The sequence below is a fragment of the Pandoraea pulmonicola genome (genome assembly GCF_000815105.2).
Classification (GTDB): Bacteria; Pseudomonadota; Gammaproteobacteria; order Burkholderiales; family Burkholderiaceae; genus Pandoraea; species Pandoraea pulmonicola.
Genome location: NZ_CP010310.2, coordinates 1195056 through 1218607, shown reverse-complemented (window position 1 = coordinate 1218607; position 23552 = coordinate 1195056). Strand labels below are relative to the sequence as shown.

At 63.3% G+C, this 23552-nt stretch carries 21 protein-coding genes; 7 read left to right on the top strand and 14 right to left on the bottom strand.

Going from position 1 to position 23552, the window contains the following annotated elements:
- Positions 1-113: 113 nt before the first annotated feature.
- The 4 genes from RO07_RS05490 to RO07_RS05475 are packed head-to-tail and all read left to right on the top strand — an operon-like array spanning position 114 to position 3439.
- Positions 114-800, top strand: coding sequence for a hydrolase (locus tag RO07_RS05490; RefSeq protein ID WP_039408764.1), 687 nt, complete (start codon positions 114-116; stop codon positions 798-800).
- Between the two features lie 13 nt (positions 801-813).
- Positions 814-2673 (top strand): amidohydrolase, encoded by a 1860-nt coding sequence (locus RO07_RS05485; protein ID WP_039408761.1) that lies wholly within the window; start codon positions 814-816, stop codon positions 2671-2673.
- A gap of 47 nt (positions 2674-2720) precedes the next feature.
- Complete coding sequence (locus tag RO07_RS05480; protein ID WP_039408758.1) at positions 2721-3161, top strand: DoxX family protein; 441 nt, start codon at positions 2721-2723, stop codon at positions 3159-3161.
- A complete protein-coding gene (locus RO07_RS05475; RefSeq protein WP_039408755.1) occupies positions 3158-3439 on the top strand; it encodes a XapX domain-containing protein in 282 nt (93 codons plus the stop codon). The genes RO07_RS05480 and RO07_RS05475 overlap by 4 nt, the downstream gene beginning before the upstream one ends.
- An 84-nt stretch (positions 3440-3523) precedes the next feature.
- Here RO07_RS05475 and RO07_RS05470 read toward each other — a convergent pair whose 3' ends face one another.
- The 8 genes from RO07_RS05470 to RO07_RS05435 all read right to left on the bottom strand — a co-directional run bounded on the left by RO07_RS05470 (position 3524) and on the right by RO07_RS05435 (position 13432).
- Positions 3524-3967 carry a hypothetical protein gene (locus tag RO07_RS05470; RefSeq protein WP_115088903.1) on the bottom strand — a complete coding sequence of 148 codons (444 nt, stop codon included), beginning with the start codon at positions 3965-3967 and terminating at the stop codon, positions 3524-3526.
- Between the two features lie 186 nt (positions 3968-4153).
- Positions 4154-5755: a ShET2/EspL2 family type III secretion system effector toxin gene (locus tag RO07_RS05465; RefSeq protein WP_167369428.1), complete on the bottom strand. Its 1602-nt coding sequence runs from the start codon at positions 5753-5755 to the stop codon at positions 4154-4156.
- A gap of 493 nt (positions 5756-6248) precedes the next feature.
- Positions 6249-7595: a four-carbon acid sugar kinase family protein gene (locus RO07_RS05460; protein WP_237171379.1), complete on the bottom strand. Its 1347-nt coding sequence runs from the start codon at positions 7593-7595 to the stop codon at positions 6249-6251.
- Positions 7596-7602: 7 nt separating this feature from the next.
- Positions 7603-8886, bottom strand: a complete 1284-nt coding sequence (locus RO07_RS05455) for a ribulose-bisphosphate carboxylase large subunit family protein (RefSeq protein ID WP_039408745.1) — start codon at positions 8884-8886, stop codon at positions 7603-7605.
- Positions 8883-9437: a VOC family protein gene (locus tag RO07_RS05450; protein ID WP_039408742.1), complete on the bottom strand. Its 555-nt coding sequence runs from the start codon at positions 9435-9437 to the stop codon at positions 8883-8885. The genes RO07_RS05455 and RO07_RS05450 overlap by 4 nt, the downstream gene beginning before the upstream one ends.
- A 125-nt stretch (positions 9438-9562) precedes the next feature.
- Positions 9563-11482: a TRAP transporter large permease gene (locus tag RO07_RS05445; protein WP_084072454.1), complete on the bottom strand. Its 1920-nt coding sequence runs from the start codon at positions 11480-11482 to the stop codon at positions 9563-9565.
- Position 11483: 1 nt separating this feature from the next.
- Positions 11484-12536, bottom strand: coding sequence for a TRAP transporter substrate-binding protein (locus RO07_RS05440; RefSeq protein WP_039408739.1), 1053 nt, complete (start codon positions 12534-12536; stop codon positions 11484-11486).
- Positions 12537-12616: 80 nt separating this feature from the next.
- Complete coding sequence (locus RO07_RS05435; protein ID WP_039408737.1) at positions 12617-13432, bottom strand: SDR family NAD(P)-dependent oxidoreductase; 816 nt, start codon at positions 13430-13432, stop codon at positions 12617-12619.
- 216 nt (positions 13433-13648) lie between these two features.
- On the opposite strand from RO07_RS05435, the gene RO07_RS05430 reads away from it, so the two are divergent.
- Positions 13649-14692, top strand: a complete 1044-nt coding sequence (locus tag RO07_RS05430) for a LacI family DNA-binding transcriptional regulator (RefSeq protein ID WP_039408734.1) — start codon at positions 13649-13651, stop codon at positions 14690-14692.
- 24 nt (positions 14693-14716) lie between these two features.
- Here the strand turns inward: RO07_RS05430 and RO07_RS05425 are convergent, their stop codons facing one another.
- Genes RO07_RS05425 through RO07_RS05415 form a run of 3 tightly spaced genes read right to left on the bottom strand, consistent with a single transcriptional unit; the run spans position 14717 to position 17694 of the window.
- Positions 14717-16054: an MFS transporter gene (locus RO07_RS05425; protein WP_039408731.1), complete on the bottom strand. Its 1338-nt coding sequence runs from the start codon at positions 16052-16054 to the stop codon at positions 14717-14719.
- A gap of 35 nt (positions 16055-16089) precedes the next feature.
- Positions 16090-16842 carry an SDR family oxidoreductase gene (locus RO07_RS05420; RefSeq protein ID WP_039408729.1) on the bottom strand — a complete coding sequence of 251 codons (753 nt, stop codon included), beginning with the start codon at positions 16840-16842 and terminating at the stop codon, positions 16090-16092.
- 9 nt (positions 16843-16851) lie between these two features.
- The gene (locus RO07_RS05415; RefSeq protein ID WP_039408727.1) at positions 16852-17694 is read right to left on the bottom strand and encodes a fumarylacetoacetate hydrolase family protein; all 843 of its coding nucleotides are present in this window, start codon (positions 17692-17694) and stop codon (positions 16852-16854) included.
- 151 nt (positions 17695-17845) lie between these two features.
- Here RO07_RS05415 and RO07_RS05410 point away from each other — a divergent pair, with 151 nt between their 5' ends.
- Entirely contained in the window at positions 17846-18772 is a 927-nt protein-coding gene (locus RO07_RS05410; protein WP_039408724.1) for a LysR family transcriptional regulator, read from the top strand.
- 59 nt (positions 18773-18831) lie between these two features.
- Here the strand turns inward: RO07_RS05410 and RO07_RS05405 are convergent, their stop codons facing one another.
- The gene (locus tag RO07_RS05405) at positions 18832-19587 is read right to left on the bottom strand and encodes an SDR family NAD(P)-dependent oxidoreductase (protein WP_039414356.1); all 756 of its coding nucleotides are present in this window, start codon (positions 19585-19587) and stop codon (positions 18832-18834) included.
- Positions 19588-19752: 165 nt separating this feature from the next.
- On the opposite strand from RO07_RS05405, the gene RO07_RS05400 reads away from it, so the two are divergent.
- Positions 19753-20637 carry an AraC family transcriptional regulator gene (locus RO07_RS05400; protein WP_039408720.1) on the top strand — a complete coding sequence of 295 codons (885 nt, stop codon included), beginning with the start codon at positions 19753-19755 and terminating at the stop codon, positions 20635-20637.
- Between the two features lie 24 nt (positions 20638-20661).
- Here RO07_RS05400 and RO07_RS05395 read toward each other — a convergent pair whose 3' ends face one another.
- Positions 20662-21258, bottom strand: a complete 597-nt coding sequence (locus RO07_RS05395; protein WP_039408717.1) for a DJ-1/PfpI family protein — start codon at positions 21256-21258, stop codon at positions 20662-20664.
- A gap of 380 nt (positions 21259-21638) precedes the next feature.
- A complete protein-coding gene (locus RO07_RS05385; protein ID WP_039408714.1) occupies positions 21639-23393 on the bottom strand; it encodes a ShlB/FhaC/HecB family hemolysin secretion/activation protein in 1755 nt (584 codons plus the stop codon).
- Between the last annotated feature and the right edge of the window lie 159 nt (positions 23394-23552).

Here is a 23552-nt window from a genome sequence, read left to right as displayed (position 1 = left end):
TGCGGGAGGTAATACGAAGAGACGATGGCCGCCGGAGATTGAACCGCCTACGCTTCTAGATGGTCGCTGCGGTGCCCCTGCGACCTGTATCAGATCCTCATCCGGAGCCTCTCATGTCCCAGCCCAAGCTTGAAGTCCTCACCCCCCAGAACAGCCAGCTCATCTTTATCGACCATCAACCGCAGATGGCATTCGGCGTGCAGTCGATCGATCGGCAGGTGCTCAAGAACAATACCGTGGGGCTCGCCAAGGCCGCACGCATTTTCAATATCCCGACGACGATCACGACGGTGGAAACCGAATCGTTTTCGGGTTTCACGTATCCCGAGCTGCTCGACGTCTTCCCCGACCAGAAGCTGCTCGAGCGCACGTCGATGAACTCGTGGGACGACCAGAAAGTCCGCGACGCGCTGGCCGCCAATGGCCGCAAGAAGGTGATCGTCTCGGGCCTGTGGACGGAAGTCTGCAACACCACCTTCGCCCTGTGCGCCATGCTCGAGGGCGGCTACGAGATCTACATGGTGGCCGACGCCTCGGGCGGCACCTCGAAGGAAGCGCACGACTACGCCATGCAGCGCATGATCCAGGCGGGCGTGGTCCCCGTCACCTGGCAGCAGGTGTTGCTCGAATGGCAGCGCGACTGGGCGCATCGCGACACGTATGACGCCGTGATGAAGCTCGTCAAGGAACACTCGGGCGCGTATGGCATGGGCGTGGATTACGCTTACACCATGGTTCACAAGGCGACGCAGCGCACGGCCACGCCGCACGAAGCGCTGCCTGCCGTCCCGGCCCGCTGACAGGAGGTTCCTCATGACCGCCCCCACGCCCGATCTCATTCTGGTCAACGGCAAGTTCGCCACGCTCGACCGCGCCAATCCGCAGGCGGACGCAGTCGCACTCACCGACGGGAAGTTCTCCGCCGTAGGCACGCGCGACGACGTGATGCGTCTGGCCGACAACCGGACGCAGGTCATCGACCTGCAGGGCCGGCGCGTGATCCCCGGACTGATCGACAGTCACATGCACATCATCCGGGGCGGCCTGAACTACAACATGGAACTGCGTTGGGACGGCGTTCGCTCGCTCGCCGACGCCATGCGCATGTTGAAGGACCAGGTCGCACGCACGCCGGCGCCGCAGTGGGTTCGCGTGGTGGGCGGTTTCACCGAACATCAGTTCGCCGAGAAGCGCCTGCCGACCATCGACGAACTGAACGCGGTGGCGCCCGATACGCCGGTATTCATTCTGCATCTGTACGACCGCGCCATCCTCAACGGTGCGGCGTTGCGCGCCGTGGGTTACGGCAAGGACACGCCGAACCCGCCGGGCGGCGAGATCGTGCGCGACGGCGCCGGCAATCCGACCGGGCTGCTGCTCGCCAAGCCGAATGCGACCATTCTCTACGCCACGCTCGCCAAAGGGCCGAAGCTGCCCCCGGAGTATCAGAAGAACTCCACGCGCCACTTCATGCGCGAGGTCAACCGGCTGGGCGTCACGGGCGTGATCGACGCGGGTGGCGGCTTTCAGAACTACCCCGAGGACTACGACATCATCGAGGCGCTGCACCGCGAGGGCCAGCTCACGGTGCGGCTCGCGTACAACCTATTCACCCAGAAACCCAAGGCCGAACTCGCCGACTTCAGCCAGTGGGTCAAGCAGGTCAGCCCCGGCCAGGGCGACGATCTCTATCGTCACAACGGCGCGGGCGAAATGCTGGTGTACACGGCGGCGGATTTCGAGGACTTCCGCGTCGAGCGTCCCGAAATGCCGCCATCGATGGAGGGCGATCTCGAACCGGTCGTGCGACTGCTCGCGGAGAACCTCTGGCCGTGGCGTCTGCATGCCACCTATGACGAAACCATCTCGCGCGCGCTCGACGTGTACGAGAAGGTCGCGAAGGACGTGCCATTCGAGGGCCTGCACTGGTTCTTCGATCACGCCGAGACGATCAGCGATCGCAACATCGACCGCATCGCGGCGCTGGGCGGCGGCATTGCGGTTCAGCACCGCATGGCGTACCAGGGCGAGTACTTCGTCGAGCGCTACGGAACGCGTGCGGCCGAAGCGACGCCGCCGATTCGCCGCATGCTCGAGCGCGGCGTGAAGGTCGGCGCGGGCACGGATGCGACGCGCGTCGCCTCGTACAACCCGTGGGTGTCGCTCTATTGGCTGGTGACCGGCAAGACCGTGGGCGGGCTGCGCATGTATGCGCCGGGCAACCTGCTCGATCGCGACGACGCGCTGCGACTGTGGACCGAAGCGAATACGTGGTTCTCGTCGGAGGTCGGCAAGAAGGGACAGATCAAGGTCGGACAGCTCGCCGATCTCGCGGTGCTCTCGGACGACTATTTCAGCGTGCCGGAAGACGAGATCCAGGACATCACGTCGGTGCTCACCCTGCTTGGCGGCAAGGTCGTCTACGGCGACGGCGACTTCGGCAAGTACGCGCCCGAGATACCGCCAGCGATGCCGGACTGGTCGCCAGCGCGCCATGGCGTCGGTTACAAGCCGCGCCAGCCGCAGGTCCTTAACGTCAGCGTGAGCTGCGCCTGCGCGACGTCGTGCGGCGTGCATGGCCATGCGCATGCGAAGGCGTGGTCGGCAGGCGTTCCGGCGTCGGACGAAAGCGGTTTCTGGGGGGCGCTCGGCTGTTCGTGCTGGGCGTTTTGAGCACTTTTTAGCGTTGTTGAGAGCGATTGCGTCGCAGGGGGTGTGTCATGGCTACGGTCTTGCCGCCGTCCCGCGCGGCCCGCGAGGGCCTTGCGCTGCCGGGCTGGGTGTATTGGTTGGCGCTGCTGTTGCTGTGCAGCGCGTATTTGCAGGGCGGCATCGACAAGGCGCTGGACTTTGCGGCGGCAACCGCCGAGATGCGGCACTTCGGCCTCGCGCCTGCGGCGCCGTTCGCGACGGCGGTCATCGTGCTGGAGCTGGGTGCGTCGCTGCTGATTCTCACGGGGCGCTGGCGATGGCTCGGCGCACTGGCACTGGCGGCTTTCACGCTGGCCGCCTCCTTCATGGCGAACCGGTTCTGGGCCGCGCCGCCCGGTGAGCGAGTCATGATGGCCAACGGATTTTTCGAGCATCTGGGGCTCGTGGGCGGCTTCATCGCCGTCGCCTGGTATGACCTCGTTTCGCGCGCATCGCGGAGACCTTCATGAAGCTCTATCTCGTTTCTCTCGGTGTCGGCATTCTCGTCGGCATCATCTATGGCGGGCTCGGCGTGCGTTCGCCGGCGCCGCCGGCCGTCGCGCTCATCGGCCTGCTCGGCATGCTGATCGGCGAACAGGTGGTGCCGCCGGTCAAGCGCATGCTCGCGGGCGAGCCGGTGAATCTCGTGTGGTTCCATCGCGAGTGCGTGCCGAAGATTACCGGCCTGCCGGGCCCGGTGGCGCAGACGTCGCGGGAAGACAAGAAGCCGGACGTGCCGCAAGCCTGAACTTGCGGCACATCCCGCACCGTCGCCACACTTTACGGCAGGCCATTCGTCGCCGATCGTGCCGGAACGGTGGGCGTGGCGTCCTCAGACGTCGATGTCGTGCTTGCGGAAGAGTTCGTAGAGACGGCACAGCCCTGATCGCGGCAGTGGCCCAAGCACCCGCACATCGACAAACTCCCGGACCGCGGCTTCGCCTTCGACGCCGCCTTCGAGCAGACGCGCAATGGCATCGACCTGGCAGTCCACCGGCAACAGGTCGACGCTTGCGGCAAGCGCGTCCAGCACCTGTTGCTTTCGGGCGCCTCTGAAAACGGTGCCGTGCAGATCGTCGACGAAGCGTGCCCATTGCGCGGACGCGTCGCCGGCTTTCACGGCGGCGCGCCATTGTTCGATGAACACGGCGTCGACGATGCGATTCCGGAACGTGTCGTTGTTCGGCACCAGCGCCCCGGGCGGGCGGACGGGATCGCGCACCGCGTCGAACGCCGTGCCTGCTGCATTGTCCGGCATGCCTTGTACAGAGATCATGATGGGCCTCCATCGTGGTTGGGACCCTCATCCTGCCCTCGGCGGGGCGGCCGCCTTTGCAAAGCGCCTCGCGGGCTTTGCGCTTTGACTCCTCCGGTCCTTCGGCGCAGGTGCCGGCGGAGCAACCGCCCGGCGCCGCCTCCAGTCCCAAGCAGGGACTTGACGGACACGGCAGGCCACTTTTGTTCAGCGCTTGGGCTTGGTAGAGAAATTCCAGTTGCCCACTTGAACTTGATCGAGACGATTTCGCAAGGCACGCAACCAGGTGCCACGCTTCTGAGGCGCCAGCCCTTCAAGCAATCTCGAACGGTATTGCTCAGGCAAATGCGAGGCCGAAATCACCTCCGTAAACGCGCTCACGACATCCGCACGACCTTCCTTGAGCGCCAGATGCGCGCCTGATACCCCTGTGGAATCCTTCGCCATCAGAAGCTCGAATTGTTGCTGTTCGGATAGTTTGGAAGCCAAAACCGATTCAACATATGCCCGCACCGCGTCAGCATGACCGCGAAAAAATGCTTGAATGGCAGCAGACTCTCCGTCTGGGTCTTTTGCCGCGAGTAGCGCGTACTGACACTCAACGGATAGGTCCGATGCCGAAATCTCCTCCGCGTACGCGCGTATGGCATCGGCACGCCCATGATCGAACGCCCCCACCACTCCCGGCCAGCCATCGGGTCTACGGGCCGCCATCAGTTCGACCTTCTGCTCAGGGGATAAACCAGAAGCCAAGACAAGCTTGGCATACGTACGAATTGTCTCCGCATGGCCGTTCTCGAACGCCCACTGTAGACCGAGCTCCCCATCGGGTTCGTCGCCAACCATCAGTTTGAACTTCTGCTCTGCCGACAATAAACTTGAATCCAATACCACCTTCACGTATTCGCGCACAGCATCGACATATCCGTTTTGGAGCGCCGAGTAAAGTCCGCTAGTACCGTCATGTCTCGCTGCCCGGAGCTGCTCGAAGCACTGATCCGAAGACAAACCTGACGCAAGAATCTGAGTGACAGCCGCGCGTAGTTCATTGGCCAGGTTTACGCGAAAGAGGATATTCAGCGCAGAAGCAGATAGGACTCCCTCTGGCTTAAGGCGCAGTCGATCGGCGGGATTAGCCGCAGGCTCGCCCGCGAACAATGCTGGACCATTGTGACCGAGGCGGTACTCCTCCATCTTGGAAGGAGACAGAAAGTCCTGAGCGCTCAGTGCCATAATCTTGCCGAGGCCCTCCCGGTCGATTGTCTCGAATGGTATTTTTGCGCGCAGATGTGTAACGGTCTTGTTAGGGTCGTAAAACTGGAGAACACAATATCGTTGCTCGCCTTCGTGCTTAAACTTGATACCTACCGCCATTGCATGGTCGGTTGTCAGAACAAGGAGGCTACGGCGCTTTTGATCACTGCCGACCATTTCACGAATGTTCCTGGCAAGCACTTCTCCCCATCCGTCATTTTCAGCCAAATAGCAGTGCGCCCCCAAGAGTCGCGTCTCGAAACGATCCTCAACTAGCGGCGGAATGTTCCGACGAATTGCCTCTGGACTTTCAAAGTCCTTGTACTCGGTGCGTCCGCCCCTACTCTCGAAATTCTCGGCCCAGACTAGAGCAAAATGGCGACACTCAATAGGCGTAGACTTAGGATCTCGCATGGTAGCCGAACCATTCCAGTTGATTGAAGTGTCACGTTTGGCGGAAAAATACGGGTAGCTTTTTTCTCCTGTCTTGGCGATCCCCACTCCCCCTTTCGGCGGAGCAGCCCCGGTGCTGGCGACGTTGGAACGCCATGGCATCGACGCTTTGGGTTGCGTACAACCGACCAAAGAGTCTACCCAACGGCGCTCTCCAACGATTCTCGAGGGCATTTGGATTGCAAGGGGAGCATCGCTCTGGCCCAGGGGACTGAGTGCTGCGCGAGTCTCGGACGCGGGGCTCCTTCGGGCACAAGAAACTACTTTTACCAGCGTTTTTTCGGATACCTTGTCTTCGCGTCCGTCCGTCAACCTGGGCTGAACCATGGCTTCAAGGTTGTCGCATGGACGGATGGTCCGAGAGACGAGCGTGGATATTGAGAACTTCATTGGATGCGATGTATGAGCTTTCAGATTCGTCAACTCGGCAATTCTCTCGCCGTACAGACCTCCACGCAAAACTCAAGTGGCACGGCTCAGTAGTCTGCCAATTCGTTTGGGCAGACTATCAGTGAAGCCGACACGCATGTTTCAAATAGTGACCAACTTACAGGGGGAGTCTGTACTAGGTGACATGCAGCAGTTGGTGCATCATCTACGTTCCTTGCACCAGCCGTTCAAACAGATCCTCCCCGCCCATCTGACCGCCCTTGAGCAGAATCTCCATGCCATCGAGCGCCGGCGAGTCGCTGCGCAAGCGACACAGCGGGGCGCCGGCGGCAAGCGTGCCGGCATAGGTGAGGCCCCAGGCGTCGAGCGCGCGGACCCCGTGGCTCGACGTGTCGCCGCCTGCGATCGCCAAGCGCGAGACGGGGGCAGCCGCCAGTACCTGCCGGAGCAGACGTCCGCCCGCCTGCGCCAGTGCCAGTGGGGGTACCGCCCTGGGCGACGTTTCGGACGAGGTGTCGTCTACTGGCACCGTACACGCCAGCGTGTGCCGGTCGGCACGAAGTCGCGCGGCGAGGGTTGCCGCGGCTTCGGCGCAATACCGACCGTCCGCCTCGATCAAACGTGCCGCGTCGAGACGGACAACGTCGAACGATTTCGCCGCGCGCACCTGCATCGCGGTGATTGGTGAAAGGCTGCCGGCGAGCACCAGCACCGCCCCGCGCGCAGGGGCCACATCGTCGGTGGTCGCCTCGCAGTGCCGCGGCATCGCGCTCGCCAGTGCCTGCGTCACGCTGCTCGCACCGACGGCCAGCAGTGGTGCACTTTGCGCATGCCGCCATAGCTGCTCGCCGATCTGTGCAAGATCCTCCGTGGTCGCCACATCCCAGAGCACATTGGACGCCCCTGCGTTCAACAACGCATCGAGGTTGGCACCGAGGGATGCCTTGGCGTCCGGGGCATAGCGCGTCCATGGCATCAGATCGATATCCTGCAGTCCCTGTGCTGCCAGGTGCCGTCGCAGATCCGCTTCGTGCATCGGTGTGACCGGATGGCGGCTCATCGTCGGATGACGGTCGATGCGAAACACCTTGCCACCGGCCCCCGCGGCGGCGAACAAATGGCCGAAGAGACAGTAGCGTCCGAGGCTGGGCTGTCCGCCCACGATGGCCGTCCACGCGCTCGGCATCGAGGGCGCCAGCGTGCGCACCGCCGCCCCGATGCTGCCGACCTCCGGCGCGCTGTCGAAGGTCGAACAGACCTTATAGTGAAGCACTCGCGGGCGTAGCCGGCGCGCCAGCTCGGCGATCGGCGCGAGCTCGTCGCGCATCTGCGCCGGCGCGAGCGAACGCGATACGCCGGCGATACCCAGACAGTCGAGCGTGCCGAGCGCACTCAGACGCGCCGCGTCCGGCGGCGCAAACAGCAGCACACTGCGCAACCCGCCGCGGGCCGCCGTGGCGAGGGTGTCCGTCGCGCCGGTAAAGTCGTCGCCGTAGTACAGCAGCGGCGGTCGATGCATGATGTCAACCTGCATGTCGATGGGCATGGCCATGCACCGGTCAATCGCCGAAGAACCGCAGCGCGGAGGCGAGCGCGGGCGCGTCGCGCGAGGCGTCGTCGAGCGAACGTCCGCCCCGCACCGCCTGCCACGCGTCGCGCAGGCTTTGCACGCCGGCGGCGGGACCTTGCGGGTGCGCCAGAATGCCGCCGCCCGCCATGAACAGCAGATCGTCGCGGCCGATGGCTTGCCACGTTGCGGGGACGGTGCCCGCCCACTGTCCCGACGAAAAGGCCGGCATCACCCAGTCCTCTGCGGCCGGGCCCGACGTGGCATCGTGGGCGAGCGGCGTGTAGCAGTCGTGCGCCGACTCGATGACCTCGTCGTCCGACTGCGCGAATTTGCCCTGCAGCCCGTGCACATGCATGTGGTCGACGCCTGCGAGCCGCCAGAGCGTTTGATACGCCTGAAAGCCGATGCCGAGCAGCGGGGCGCGCGACATCGCACCGAAGCCGTTGCGATGCGCGTGGATCGCCAGACCCGTGTGCCGGCGCAGCGTCTGCACGGCGGAGAAGCCGCACCAGTTAACGCTCACCATCACGCAGTTGCCGCCTTCACGCTCGACGAGGTCGGCGTGCCGGTGCATGGCGTCGGTCTCGTCGGTGATATTGAATGCCACCATCACCTGCTTGCCCGTGCGTTCCCGATGCTCGCGCACGGCGGCCATCACGGCAGGCACGCGTTGCGCAAGCGGCGCATGTACCGGATCCGCGCACACTTCGTCGTCCTTGATGAAATCCACGCCCGCCGCGCAAAGGCGCGCGACCAGCGCGGCCGTCTCGCTCGCACTCATGCCGACGTTCGGCTTGAGGATCGTGCCGACCAGCGCGCCTTGCGATACTCCCGTCGCCCGGCGTGTGCCGGCAATGCCGTAGCGCGGGAATTCGAACTGGCTGCGATACGCGGCAGGCAGCGCGATGCATTCGAGCCGCATGCCGGTCACTTCGCCGAGGTCGTAGAGATTGCCGGCGAGCGTGGCAGCCAGCGTCGGCAGGTTGGCGCCGACGTTATCCGAAGGGAAGGCAATGCGCACCCGCGCGCGACGCCATGGCCCATGCACCGTGCCCTTGCGCGCCAGATGGGCATTCGGCAGCGCGGGCCGCGCGGCCTCGCCCACGATATCCACCGCCTCGACGACGGCGCGGGCGCGCTCGCGCAATGCCTCGGTCTCGCCGGCCACGCGCGCGAACGTGCCGCAGGACTGTTCGCCGGCCATGACTTCCGCGACCTTGCGCGGATCGAGCGGCGTCTCGATCAGATAGGTCGCCGAAAGGATCGCGCTCATAGTTTGGACAGGTCGGGGAAGGCGCGCACGGGATCGGCGCCGTCCCATGCGGCGGCGGCCTCGCGAATCATGCGAAAGAGCCTGCCCTTCGGGCCGGCGACCTCGGAGAGCTCGATCGTGGTGCCCGGATGGCAGCCCGGGTCGGCCGCGCGGTCTTCGAAATAGACGAAGCGTCCGTTCTCGCCGACCTCGCCGCTCATGCAGACCTCGAATCCGGCTGCGCGCGCACGCGCCAGATCTTCGTCGAAATTCTCGGTCCAGTACGCCACGTGCTGCGCGCCGCTGCGTCCGGCGCCGAGGAAGTCGCGATACATCGACGGCACGTCGTTGCGGATCTGCAGCAGTTCGATCTGCAAGCCGCCGGCATTGGCCAATGCGACGGCGTTATGCGGCTCGAAGCGCTGCCCACGATAGGTGTAGTTGCGAATGGGCACCTTGGGGTTGTAGTACCACGGCCCCACGCCGAGCACGTCCGACCAATAGGTCATTGCCGCCTCGATGTCGGGCACGAGGTATGCCACCTGGCGAATTTCGCCGAAGAATCTGCTCATGGGTCGTCTCTGTTTTCGTCTGTTTTAGCCTGTTTGGCGTCTGTTTGGCGTTTGTTTCGTTCTCGCGGGACGTGCGGCGCCACACGCCGCGGGCGCATCCGTGCACAGGCGGCCGGTAAAGCCGTTCATTGAAGGAAACCGATGGAGATCCACGGAATCGCGGCCACGCAGATCAAGCCGATCACGAGCGCCACGAGATAGCCCCAGATCGCGCGCATGCCCTGGGCCGGATCGACCTTGCCGATGGCGCACGCCGCGTAATACCCCACGCCGAACGGCGGTGCGAACAGGCCCAGGCCCATCGACAGCACCACGACCATCGCGTAATGCACTTCGTGAACGCCGAGCGCGCGGGCGATCGGGAACATCAGCGGGCCGAACAGCACGATGGCCGGAATGCCTTCGAGCACGCTGCCCAGCACGATGAACGCGAGCATCGAAACGACAATGAAGCCCGCCCCGCCGCCCGGCACCCGCTCCATGGCGGCCGCGAGATCCTGCGCGAAGCCCGATTGCGTGAGGCCCCAGGCCATGCCCGTGGCCGCGCCGATGATGAAAATGATGGCGCCCGAGAGCGCCGCCGTCTCGATGAGCATCGGCAGCAGGCGTCGCACCTCGAACTTGCGGTAGATCAGCAGGCCCGCGAGCGCCGAATACGCGATGCCGATGGTCGAGACCTCCGTGGCGGTCGCAATACCCTCGACGACCGCCGCACGAATCACGAAAGGCAGCGCCACCGCCGGCAACGCATACACGAAGGCGCGCAGCACTTCCCGCTTCCTCGCTTTCCTCACGCCCGACAGGTCTTCATGGCGGTACCGCCACCACACCACGCAGCACAGCGCGATACCGAGCACCACGCCCGGCAGCAGGCCGCCGGTGAAGAGCGCCGCGATCGAAACGCCGGTGACCGAGCCGATGGTGATGAGCACGATGGACGGTGGAATAGTCTCCGTCTGCGCACCCGTCGTGGACAAAAGCGCCACGAGATCGCCCTGGTCGGCGCCGCGCCGCTTCATCTCCGGAAAGAGCACCGGCGCGATGGCGGCCATGTCGGCGGCCTTGGAGCCGGAAATGCCCGAGACGAGGTACATGCCGCCGATGAGCACGTAGCTCAGTCCGCCACGCACATGGCCGAGCATGCTGGCGAGGAATTGCACCATCGCGCGCGCCATGCCCGTCATCTCGATGAGCAGGCCGAGGAAAACGAAGAGCGGCACGGCCAGCAGAATGAGGTGCGACATGCCCTCGTCCATCCGCCCGACCAGCACGACCGTGGGTGTGGTCGTCGTCAACGCAAGAAAGCCGAAGGTGGCCAGCGCGAACGAGAACGCGATGGGCACACCTGCGAAGACACACGCCCCGACCACGCCGGCGAAGAAGATGACGAGATTCCAGCGTCCGAGCGGCTCGAGCACCGGCCCCAGCAGCCAGAAGCCGACGCACACCAGCGCCACCACCGCCACCGCCTGCAGCACACGCGTCGCCGACGCGGTGAGCAGCAGTCGCAGCACGCTCACGATCACCATCAGGCCCACGCCCACGGGCAACGCGGCCGCGCGCCAGGCGTTGCTGATCTCCATGGCGGGCGTGATGACGAACGATTCCTCCGACGCGTACTCCACCGCCGGATGCGCGATCAGCAGCAGAAAAGCCAGCGCGGCGGCGATCGCGAGCACATCCAGGAACGCGCGCGTGGACGGCGACGCCTTGCCGACGAGCGCCGTCATGCGCATGTGCTCGCCGCGCCGCAACGCCACCACGGCGCCGAGCATCGACATCCAGAGAAACAGGATGCCGGCCAGTTCGTCTCCCCAGACCAGAGGCGCGTGGAACACGTAGCGAGCGATCACGCCCGAGAGCATGACGACGATGTCGGCGAGCACGAGCAATGCCGCCGGGATCTCCGTGAGCCAGCCGACGGCGTAGTCGAGCGAGCCGACGACGGCGCGCCAGCCGTGCACGGGCGTGCCGGTCGAGCCGCCGGCTGCCGGCGTGTCCACGGCGGACAGGCCATGGGGGGAAGGGGCCGGGCGCGGCGTCATGTCAGGCCACCTTGCCGGCCGTGGCTTCGAGCAGGGACCACGCCTGGGCGCCGAACTTCTTCTGCCACTCGGCGTAGTAGCCCGATTTCTGCAACTGAGCGCGGAAGCTCTGCGGCGACGCCGTATTGAACGCCAGTCCCTTGCTCGCAAGCTCGCTCTGCAGGCCTGTGTTGAGCTTGTAGACGTCCTCGCGCTGCTGAATCGCCGCTTCGTTGAACGCGCGTGCGACGATGACTTTCAGATCGTCCGGCAGTGCGCGCCACGCGCGGCCGTTCACGACGAGGTGATACCCGTCCCAGCTGTGATTCGTGATCGAGCAGAACTTCTGCACTTCGTAGAGCTTCGCGGTCTGGACGATGGCGAGCGGGTTTTCCTGCGCGTCGACCACGCGCGTCTGCAGCGCGGAATAGACTTCGCTGAATTGCAGGCTGGTAGGCGAGGCCTGCAACGACTTGAACAGCGAGATGCCCATGGGACTGACCGGCACGCGGATCTTCATGCCGGTGAGATCGGATGCCGAGGCGATCGGCTTGTTGCCGCTCGTGATCTGCCGGAAGCCGTTGTCCCACATCTTCTCGAACGTATGGAGCCCCGTCTTCGCGAAGGCCTCGCGAATGCTGTCGCCGAGCTTGCCGTCCACGGCGTGCCAGACCTGGTCGTAGCTCGAGAAGGCGAAGCCGACCGCAGTAATGGCGCTGATGGGCGCGAGCGTGGCGATCACCATCGTGCCGGCGTTGAAGATGTCGATGCCGCCGTTGCGCACTTGCGCGAGCATGTCCGTGTCGCCGCCGAGCTGGTTGTTCGGGAAGATCCGCAGTTCCATGCGTCCCTTGCTCTCCGAGGCGATGCGCGCGGCCACTTCCTGGGCGCGCACATTCAGCGGATGGCTGACCGGCAGGTTGTTGCCGTACTTGAACACGTACTGTGGCGCGGCGGCGCACGCCATGCGCGACGACGTGGCCGCGAAACCCGTGACGCCGGCGACGCCGAGCGCAGGAAGGGCGCCGAGTGCGCGCAGTACGTTGCGTCGGCCTCGAGAAGTTGAGCTGGTCATCCGCATGTCTCCTGATTTTGTAGTGTTGGCGGCGCGAAACGCACGATGCTCCCGCCGTCGGTCAAGCGCAGGCGTGCGCGTCAGTTGCAGCGCACATGCATACCGCCATCGACGAGCAGTTCCACGCCGTTGATGTAGCGCGCCTCGTCCGAGGCGAGGAACACGGCCGCATTCGCCACGTCCCAGCCGTCCCCCATGCGGCCGGTCGGGGAAAGGCGGTTGCGCGCCTCGATCATTTCCTGCGCGCTGTTATAGAAACCGGAAATCTGACGATAGATGTGCGGCGTATCCATCACGCCCGGCAGGATGCAGTTCGCGCGAATCCCCCTGGACGCGTATTGCAGCGCCACGCTTTGCGTGAGCGAATTGACCGCCCCCTTCGACGCCGCGTAGGCACAGTAGGCGTAACCGGTCCAGCGCACACCGCCCAGCGCACCGATATTGACGATCGCCCCGCCGCCCTGCGTCTCCATGATCGGCAGCACGGCCTTGCACGTCAGGAACATGCTCTTGACGTTGACCGTCATCACGCGATCCCACACCTCTTCGGTGGTCTCGACGGGGCCGCCTTGCGACGTGATGCCCACGTTGTTGTGCAGGACATCGACGCGGCCATAGGCTTCGATGGCTGCCGCGACAGCGCGCTGCACGTGGTCCCAGCGGGTGACGTCGGCGGCGCACGCCACGGCGTCGTTGCCTTCGCCGGCGATGACTGCGCGGGTGATGTCGGCAGCCTCCTGTTGCAGATCGACGGCCACCACCTTGGCGCCATGACGCGCATACGCCACCGCGGCGGCCTTGCCGTTGCCCCAACCATCGCCGATCGACCCCGCGCCGAATACCAGCGCCACGCGCCCCTCCAGCCGACGCGCCGCCGACTCACCCACTGCTGCCATTGCCGTGTCTCCTTTCCGGTCGCGCACCGGCATGGCGGTGCGTCTTGAAGCCGTACGATAGGTCGCAAACCACCGGCGGGCCAACTCAGTTTTCTGATGTGTTTTGATGTGATTTGATGAAGTATGCTGTGACGGAAATCATGGCGCAGATTGTGGCAAACCACGCGGCGACGGCGCGACGACCGCACGCCCATCACGGACATCGGAGACAGAGCAATGAGACGACACATGCCGAATCTGGCCGACATCGCGCGACTGGCGGGTGTGTCCACGGCGACGGTCGACCGGGTGCTGCACCGGCGCGAGGGCGTGCGGCAAACGACTGTGCAGCGCGTGCTGCAGGCGGCGAGCGAGTTGAAATACCTGCCGGAGCCGGAACTCAGGGCCGTGGGCGCCACGCCGCCGACGCAGGTGCTGTTCGTGCTTCCCGATCGCAGCAGCAAGTTTCTTCGCATGCTGGGCGAATGGGTGCAATGCTCGCAGAGCCAATGGGCGCCCTATAACGTGAACTGTCGGGTGCAGTTCATTCAGGGCTTCGATCCGGATGCTTTGTCGTCAGCGCTGCTGCGGCGTGGACGCGGATGCAACGGTGTGGCCTTCATGCCGCTGGAGCATCCGAAGGTGCGCGAGGCGGTGGACACGCTGGCCGACGAGGGCGTGGCGGCCGTGACGCTGGTGTCCGACCTGTCGCACTCGCGACGCATCGCGTATGTGGGACTCGACAACGGTTCGGCGGGACGCACGGCGGCGTATCTGATCGCGCGCTTCGTCGGCGCGGTCGGTACCAAACGGCACGCCAAGGTGGCGCTCATCGCGGGCTCGCTCAGCTACAAGGCGCACGTGGAGCGTGAGGCGGGCTTTCTGCAACTGTTCTCGGAGCAGTACCCGCACATGCAGGTCGTGGGGCTGCGCGAAGGCTATGACGATGAACTCGTGAACTACCGCCAGACGAAGGCCTTGCTGGAGCAACACCCGGATCTGGCGGCGATCTACAACATCGGCGGCGGCTCGGAAGGCGTGGGCCAGGCGCTCAAGGAATTGGGCAAGCAGCACAAGGTCGTGTTCATCGGGCACGGGCTCACGCCCGATACCCGTGCGCTGCTCATCGACGGCTCGATGGACGCCGTCATCACCCAGAGCCCGCAAAGCGCCATCATGAACTGCGTGCGCATTTTCGCGAACCTGCGAGAGAAGCGCGATCTGTCGGCGGGGATCGAGGCGAATCGCAGCCAGGTGATCTTTCGCGAAAATCTGCCCTAGACCGTCCTCCCCGCCGCCCGCCCGTCAGGCCAGGTGGGCCTGATGTTTCTCCTTCAGATACAGATGACGAGGCACGCCCCACAGGATGAGCAGCGTCGCGACGAGACAAGCGCCGGCAATCGCGTAAAGACCGATCGTGGCGCTGCCGGTCACCATCGTCACCTTGCCGACCATGTACGGGCTGATGATCCCGCCCAACTGACCGAGACCATTGATCAGCGCAATACCACCCGCGGCGGCAATGCCGGTCAGGAAGCGGGAGGGCAGAATCCAGAACAGCCCGAGCGAAGTGATGATACCGGTCGCCGCCACGGTAAGACCGATGACGAGCATCAGCGTATTGGTCGGAAACAAGCCGCACAGCAAGTATCCGACCGCACCGGCCAACGCGCTCATTCCGAGGTGCCAGCGCCGTTCGCCCGTTCTGTCAGAACTCCGTCCGGCGAGCACCATCACGATTCCCGCAACGATATACGGCAGCATGGAAATAACGCCGATCTGAAAAGCGTCCGAGGTTCCCGCCGTCTTGATCAACTGGGGCATCCAGAAGACCAGGCCGTAAATACCCATCGCAAGGAATATGTAGATGAACGCGAGCATGATCGTGACGGGGTCTCGCAACGAGGCGCCCAGCGAATGCACTTCACGGACTTTGGGATCGCCGGCGATCTGTGCCTGAAGGGCGCGCTTTTCCTGGCCCGTCAGCCAGCGCGCCCCATTGATGCTGTCGTCGACGAACAGGAAAACGACCACGCCCAGCACGATCGACGGAATGCCTTCGAGCAGGAACAGCCATTGCCAGCCCGCCAGGCCGTGCATGCCGTCGAAGTACTTGAGAATCGCTCCGGAAATCGGCCCGCCGATAATCCCGCAAAGCGGAATCGACGCCATGAAGATCGAATTGCATCGCCCCCGCCGCTCCGACGGAAACCACGTGGTAAAGAAGTAGAGCACGCCGGGAACGAATCCGGCTTCGAGCGCACCGATGGCGAATCGGAGCACATAGAACCACGTCTCGTCTCTCACGAACATCATGGCTGCGGACGCAATACCCCACGTCACCATGATGCGCGCGATCCATTTACGAGCGCCAATGCGATGAAGAATGATGTTGCTCGGGACTTCCAGCAAGAAGTAGCCGATGAAAAAGATGCTCGCCCCGGTGCCGTAAATGGCATCGCTCAAACCGAGCTCGCTCTGCATCTGGAGCTTTGCGAAGCTGATGTTGATTCGGTCCAGATATGAGCAGACAAAGCACATCACGAACAGCGGAACAAAACGCCAGAATACTTTTCGTACGGCGGTCTGCGCGTCGGCGTTGCCGCCGACCTCCACCGCCCCGACGGGGCTGGCAGTCTCCATGATCGTCTCCTTTGTTATTTATGATCTTCTTGGTTTCAGTACGTCGCCCGGCCACCCGAAAGGTCGAATACGGCACCTGTCGTGAATGAATTCTCGTCGGACGCCAACCACGCGATCAGCGAGGCAATCTCGCTGACCTCGACGAAACGCCCGCGCGGAATCTTCGAGAGCATGTAGTCGATATGCGTCTGCGCCATCTGCTCGAAGATGCGCGTTCGTGCGGCCGCGGGCGTCACGCAATTGACTGCGACGTCGAGCGTCGCTGTCTCCTTCCCGAGGCTCTTCGTGAGCGCAATGACGCCCGCCTTGGCCGCACTGTATGCCGAAGCGTTCGGATTGCCCTCCTTCCCTGCGACGGAGGCCACATTGACGATGCGGCCATAGCCCTTGTCGATCATCGTGCGAATCACGGCCTTGTTGACATGAAACGTGGCGTCCAGATCCACGTTGATCACACGATGCCATTCGTCGTCCGGATACTCCGCCAGCGGCGCGTTCGGGCCAGCGATACCGGCACTGTGCACCAGGGCGTCGATTTTGCCGAAGGCATTCAGGGTCGCATTCACGGCGCCGCCCACGGCATGCGGATCGGTGACGTCCACGGCAATGCCGAGCGCATCGCCATGGCTCGTCAGCGAATCGCACGCGGCCGACAGCGCCGCCTCGTCGCGATCCCAAAGCGCCACGCGCGCGCCGCTTTGCAGCAGCCGCTGCGCCACCGCGAACCCGATGCCGTGAGCGCCGCCGGTCACCACGGCCGAACGGCCGGAAAAGTCGTATTGGTTCATCGCGGTCCCCTACCCTTGCACGAGACGTTGACGCTGTTGGCCGAGCCCCTCGATACCGAGGCTCATCACCTGACCGGCACGCAGATAGACGGGCGGCTTCTGCCCCATGCCGACGCCCGGCGGGGTGCCCGTCGAAATGACGTCGCCGGGATGCAGGCTCATGAAGCGGCTCAGATAGGCCACGATCTGCGCGACGGAGAAGATCATTCGGCTGGTGTTCCCCGACTGATAGCGCACGCCGTCGACGTCCAGCCACATCCCGAGCTTCTGCGGATCGGGAATCTCGTCGGCGGTGACGAGCCACGGCCCGAGCGGCCCGAACGTATCGCAGCCTTTGCCCTTGTCCCACGTGCCGCCGCGCTCGAGCTGGTACTCGCGCTCGGAGACATCGTTGACCAGACAGTAGCCCGCGACATGATCGAGGGCGTTGGCCTCGTCGATATAACTACCGGGTTTTCCGATCACCACACCGAGCTCGACTTCCCAGTCGGTACGTTGGGAGCCGCGCGGGATGATCACGTCGTCGTTCGGGCCGCACACGGCGGAGAGCCACTTGTTGAACACGACGGGCTCCGCGGGAATCGGCATTCCCGACTCCTCCGCGTGGTCGACATAGTTCAGCCCGATGCAGACGAACTTGCCGATGCCGCCGACGCACGGCCCCAGGCGCGTTGCACCGTCCACGCGCGGCAACGTCGACAGATCGACGGCCCTGAGCTTTTCCAACCCAGTCGGCAGCAGGGCGTCGCCGCCGATATCGGCGATGACGGAAGACAGGTCGCGTATTTCTCCGTGCTCGTCGAGTACGCCGGGCTTCTCCTGACCTCGCTCGCCAAATCTGAGCAACTTCATCTATTCTCTCCTGACAGTTTTCATGTGGCTGCCGCATCGCAATCGGTGCGGCTCGGGCACAAATGTAGAAGAGCGCAGACGTTTTGAATAATGATAGATTCGCCCCGGGCGATAACTTTTGTTCATCCGGGGATTTCCCTTACCTGACGATATGCTCCCTAGCGCCGACTCCCTCTCCTCCCGGCTCAAGCTCAGGCAATTGCGGCTGCTGGTGGCCATCGACGATTTCGGATCGCTTCATCGGGCTGCCGATGAGCTCGCGCTGACCCAGCCGGGGGCAACGAAGGCACTGCGTGAAATCGAATCCACTTTCGGCAACGAACTCTTTATCAGAACGCCACAGGGCATGGTGCCGAACGAGCTCGGCAGGTGCGTCATTCGGTATGCCAAGCTGATCCAGACGGACGTCGACCACCTCGTCGAGGAAATGGAAGGGGTGCTCACCGGCACCGGGGGCAGGCTGGCGGTCGGCGCGATCATGGGCGCCGTGTCGGGGGTGCTCGTCGACGCGATTGCCCGACTTCGGCGCAAGCAACCGTCGCTGAGAATCGAAATCACGGAAGACACGAGCGTGCGTCTGCTGGCGCTCGTCGAGAGCGGCCGGCTGGAGTTGGCGATTTGCCGATTGAGCGTCGCCCGACAGCCGGAGAATTTCGTCTACACGCTGCTGCGGGACGAGCCGCTGACGGTCATTGCCGGCCCCGCCCATCCCCTCGTCAACACACCGGATCTGGCGCTTTCCGACCTCATGGACTTCGGCTGGATCGTCTATCCGAGCATCATGCCGCTACGCAGTCTTCTCGAGCGGGAGTTCAAGGAAGCCGGATTGCCGCTGCCGGCCAATCCGATTGAAACAGCGTCGCTGACCGCCACCATGTTGCTTTTGCAGCGCGATGCAAACCTGGTCACGCTCATGCCTCGCGACATGGCCGATTTCCTGATCGAGCACAAGCTTGCCGCAAGACTCGATATCGACGTTCGTTCGAGAACGGAACCCTATGGGATCGTGACGCGTCGCGGTACGTCGCTGAGCGCGGCGGCGCGGTTGCTGGTCGGCGAGCTCACCGACGACGCGTGAGATGTCGCCCGCCATTGCCCATTGCAGGCAATCGGCGGGCAATCCCGGGCATGGCGCGCTCAGATCCCCTGCCCACCCGACACTTCGATGCGCTGCGCGTTGACCCAGCGATGGGACTCGCTCAACAGGCTGGCGATCATCGGCCCGACATCGTCCGCCACGCCGACGCGGCCCAGCGCGGTCATGCCCGCGAAGAACCGGTTGAACTCCGGCGTATCCCGTACCGCACCGCCGAAGAAGTCCGTCTCGATCGCGCCGGGAGCGACAGCGTTGACGGTAATCCCGCGATGCCCCAACTCCTTCGCCAGGTACACCGTAAGCACTTCGACAGCCCCTTTGACCGCGGCATAAGCCGACCACCCCTGCGCGGACACACGGGTCAGTCCCGTTGAGAGATTCACGATGCGGCCCCCGTCCGAGAGCAGCGGCAGTAATTTCTGCGTGAGGAAAAACACGCCCTTGAAGTGCACGTTGACGAGTTTGTCGAACGCTTCCTCGGCCATCTCCGTGATCGGTGCGACGTCCCCGTGGCCCGCGTTGTTCACGAGATGGTCGAAGCTGTCACGCCGCCAGGTGTCGCGCAGCGCGCCCTGGAGTCGCGCTGCGAAGTCCGAGAAAGTGGACACGTTGCCGACATCGAGCGGCAACGCCACCGACTTGCGCCCGAGCTTTCCGATCTCGGCGACAACTGCCGCCGCCTCGGTCTCGCTTCGGTGGTAGGTCACGATGACGTCGCCGCCCCCCTTGGCGATAGACAGCGCGGTATTGCGTCCGAGTCCGCGGCTGGAACCCGTGACGAGGGAAATCGTGCTCATGGTCGCTCCTGCTGAGTGATGGAAACAGGCATTCATTCTCATGCGTTGATCGTCGCCAACCTTTGCCTGAATCTCCAATTTCTTGGCCTTTTTCTCCGGCGACAGCATCCACCCTCGCGCGAAACGGATACGATAGCCGTGTGAACAAGGCCCTGAAACGAGCACATGAATCACCCATTGCTTCACGCGGTGCGTCGCTACGCCGAGACATACGCTGACCGAAACGACATTGCCCAAACGCCCATTCCCGGGTTGAGGGCCATCCGGGCAACCACGCCGGGAGGCCTTGACTACGCCATCTCGCGGCCGCTTGCCTGCCTCGTGCTGCAAGGAAGCAAGAAGGTGACGATGGGCAAGCACACCTTCGAATTCGGTGCGGGCGATTTGCTATTGATTACCTCCGACGTGCCGACCGTCAGCGAGATCACGCGCGCAAGCGTTGCGGAACCTTACTTTTCTCTTGTGCTGGATCTGGACCTGGCGGTCATTGTGGAACTGGTGGCGGAGATGAAGTCGCGGCCGATTGTCCGGAAAACGCCCGCCGTGCAGGTCGAACCGTCGGACGCGGAGGTTGCCGATGCCGCGCTGCGTTTGATGCGTCTGATCGACCGTCCTGAAGCCCTGCCCATTCTGCAAGCCCAACTGGTGCGTGAGATGCACTATTGGTTGCTGGCGGGAAAGCACGGCGCCGCGATCCGGCAGCTTGGCTGGCCGGAAAATCATGCGCATCGGGTCGCGCGCGCCGTCGCCCTGCTGCGCACGGATTTCGCGCGATCGCTCCCAATCGAGCGCCTGGCGGCGGTGGCCGGGATGAGTGCCTCGTCGTTCTATCAGCACTTCCGTGCGGCGACCTCGCTATCGCCCCTGCAATTTCAGAAGCAGTTGCGCTTGATAGAGGCGCGCAGGCTGATGATTTCGGAAAATCTCTCAGCCAGCAGTGCGGCGTTCTCGGTAGGTTATGAAAGCGTCCAGCAATTCACGCGGGAATACCGCCGAATGTTCGGTCTGCCTCCCGGGAAGGAAACCCATGCGGCCAGGAACGTTCGTTGAACGGCAATACGATCGAGGCATCGCTCAGTTGGCGAACGGATCCATGGTCGGATCGTCGTTCCAAAGGTATTCGGTCTCGTGGGCAACGTTCTCGGCTATCTGGCGACTGTAGATTTTTTCTACGAGTCCCAGCGCCATGTCGATTCCCGCCGAGACGCCCGAGGACGTCACGTACTTGCCGTCGATGACCCAGCGTGCGCTTCGTTGCCAAAGGACTTTATCGTTTTGGGCTGTCGCGAACGCGTAAGCCAGCTTGTTGGACGTGGCTTTGCGATTCGTCAGAAGGCCCGCTTTGGCAAGAAGGGCAGAACCAGTGCATACGGAAGTGGTCCATTCGGTCCCTTTATCCTGTTCGCAGAGGAACGCGAGCAGGGCCGGATTGGCAACTTCTCTTCGCGTGCCCATGCCGCCGGGCACCATAAGAATGTCGAATTGAGGTGCACTGCCGAACGAATAGACGGCATTGATCTCAACACCGTGCGCGGACTTTACGGGCCCGCCATGCTCGGACACCATGAACACCTTGTAGTCAGGCAAATCCCCCCACATTTCCACGGGTCCAAAAACGTCCAGGGTTTCGAACCCGTCGAACAACACAATCCCGATTCTTTTCGTTGACATGCCTGTGACCTTTGCTCCGGCCGGTTATTGAAGAGGGTAATCGTCTGACTCGGCACGGATCCCGCACCCAAGGTTGCCATTGCCATGCCGATCGCTATTCTCCCGATTCTTATCGATACGGTATTGGGGATCAAGTCCATTGTTCCCGTCATGGCAAAAACCCGCTTGGGGCGCTCACTGGCGTTCGAATACATCCACGGCATTCGAGAAATGGCTGACGCCCAATGCTGTCCCTGAGGTTTTGCTTCGTCCAACCCCAAGAGTCGCTGCAAGCGGCAAGCTGAGCGAGCACGATTCCGGCGTTGACGCCATCGTCTGCTGCGTGGATGTGAGTGCCCCACCCCCGAGTTTGCGCTCTCGATGATGTTCGTTAGGCGCGATCAGAACAACGCGGACACCTGAAACCCGATCGTCACCCTGGCCGTCTCGAACGCCTTGGGTTTGTGAATCGGGGTGCCAGCGAACAGTTCGTAGGCGAGCGAGACGAAACGAGCCCGGTAACTGCCGCGCAAACCGATAACCGCACCGACCAGTCGCGTACCCACCAGCGTTTGCGTGTTCGGCCCCCACACCTGTCCGTAGTCCACCCCGGCGAAAACGGCCTGACCGCTTTGTCCGAGCGGCGTCTGAAGTTCGTTGCGCCAATAGAAACCCTGCTCAGCCGCAAGCATCGACTCGCCGTCGAAGCCGCGCACCGTGTAGCGGCTGCCGATGGCGATGTCGTCGATGTAATACAGCTTCGCGCGAGTCCACTGGCCGTGGATCGTCCCCGTGTACTGCAGCGGGATGCCGCCTACCTTGAATGACGCACCGACATTGGCGTCGGCGACGAGCATGCGGAACCGGTACGTGGGTCCACCGAATTCCGCCAGGGTATCGGGATAAGCGCCGAATCCCGCCACGCCCTGCCGAAATGCGAGATTTCCGTCGAACTGTGCGTTGCCGAAATAGTGCCGATTAGTGACGCCGAATTCGATAATCGTGTTATTCCGGTGTTGCTGCGTGATTTCCGTATCTTCGATAAAGCTCTTGCCAAATCGACGCGTGAGACGAAACTGAACGCCGGTGACATCGTTTTGACTTCGCGCGATAACGCGATGCAATTTGAAGTCGATGTTCTGCGAGTTGCCGCTGGAGACGAAGGTCTGATTAATGCCGGCGATCTGCTGAAAGTATTTCGTCGAATAGGCGGAAACCGTGCCCGTCCAGTATCCCCATGGCACGGAATAGAACGCGTTCCATCCGCTCGATCCGTATGACTTGTCCGCAGTCGTCAAATCATGGCTGCCGCCCACTCGCAGCAGGTCGTTCAAGCCAAGCGGATTGTCCACGCCGATGCTGACATTCCCCTGCAACTTGCCGGTCGAGCGCGCCCCCGAGTTGTCCACGGATAACGCGACGCTGACCGGCTTGGCTCGTGTGATCGCGATCACGATGTCGCTCTCGCCCGGCTGGTCGGTGGGCACGATCTGCATGGAGACGTCCTGGCTCGACACACGCTTCATCTGTTCGAGCCCCTGCTCCAGATCCCGCAGATCCAACAGGTCGCCCGCGCGCGTCGGGAACGCCGAGCGCCAGGTTCCCCACAGCGACGGATCCTCGAAGCGAATCTGGTGGATGACGCCGGGAATCAACACCAGCGTGAGCTTTGCGCTGGACAGCTGCTGCTCCGGCAGCAGAAGTCGCGTGGTCACGTACCCGCGTTGAAGCACCGCTTCCGACAACGACCGGACCAGCAGGTCGATGCCCTTTTGCCCAATGCAGGCGCCGCGATATCGGTCGAGTTTTTCCCGCAGAAAGGCGAAGCGATCCATCGGCAATGCCGACGCGCCAAGCTGCCGCGTCGTATCCGGTAGCGCCTCCGGCACGACGACGCTGAAGGTGTCGATCCTGAAACAAGGCTGCTCCTCCGGGAGTTCGACGTCCCCCGCGGCCGGTGGCAGCGCGGAGCGCACGCCCGGCGCATTGACTTCCCGGGCTCGCTCCTGAGCTTCCTGCTGCTGGCGCGCCCGTAGATCCTGCTCCGCGTTCAACGTCGGACTGAGTCCGCCTTGTTGCGCGTTTGCTGAAACCCCGATGCAAAAAGTGAAAGCAAATAACAGACGCCCGATGGCCCCCGGATTGATGCGATTCATTGTGTTTTGTAAGAAATCAGACACTCAGCCAAAGCAACAAAAATACGCAGACTTAGTGTGCTTGGCGTTGTTAATGATAAGTTTGGTATATTAAGTATATTAAAAAATACGAAGTCCGAACTATACGTATATGCATAAGATCAGTCATTCGATGTCCGG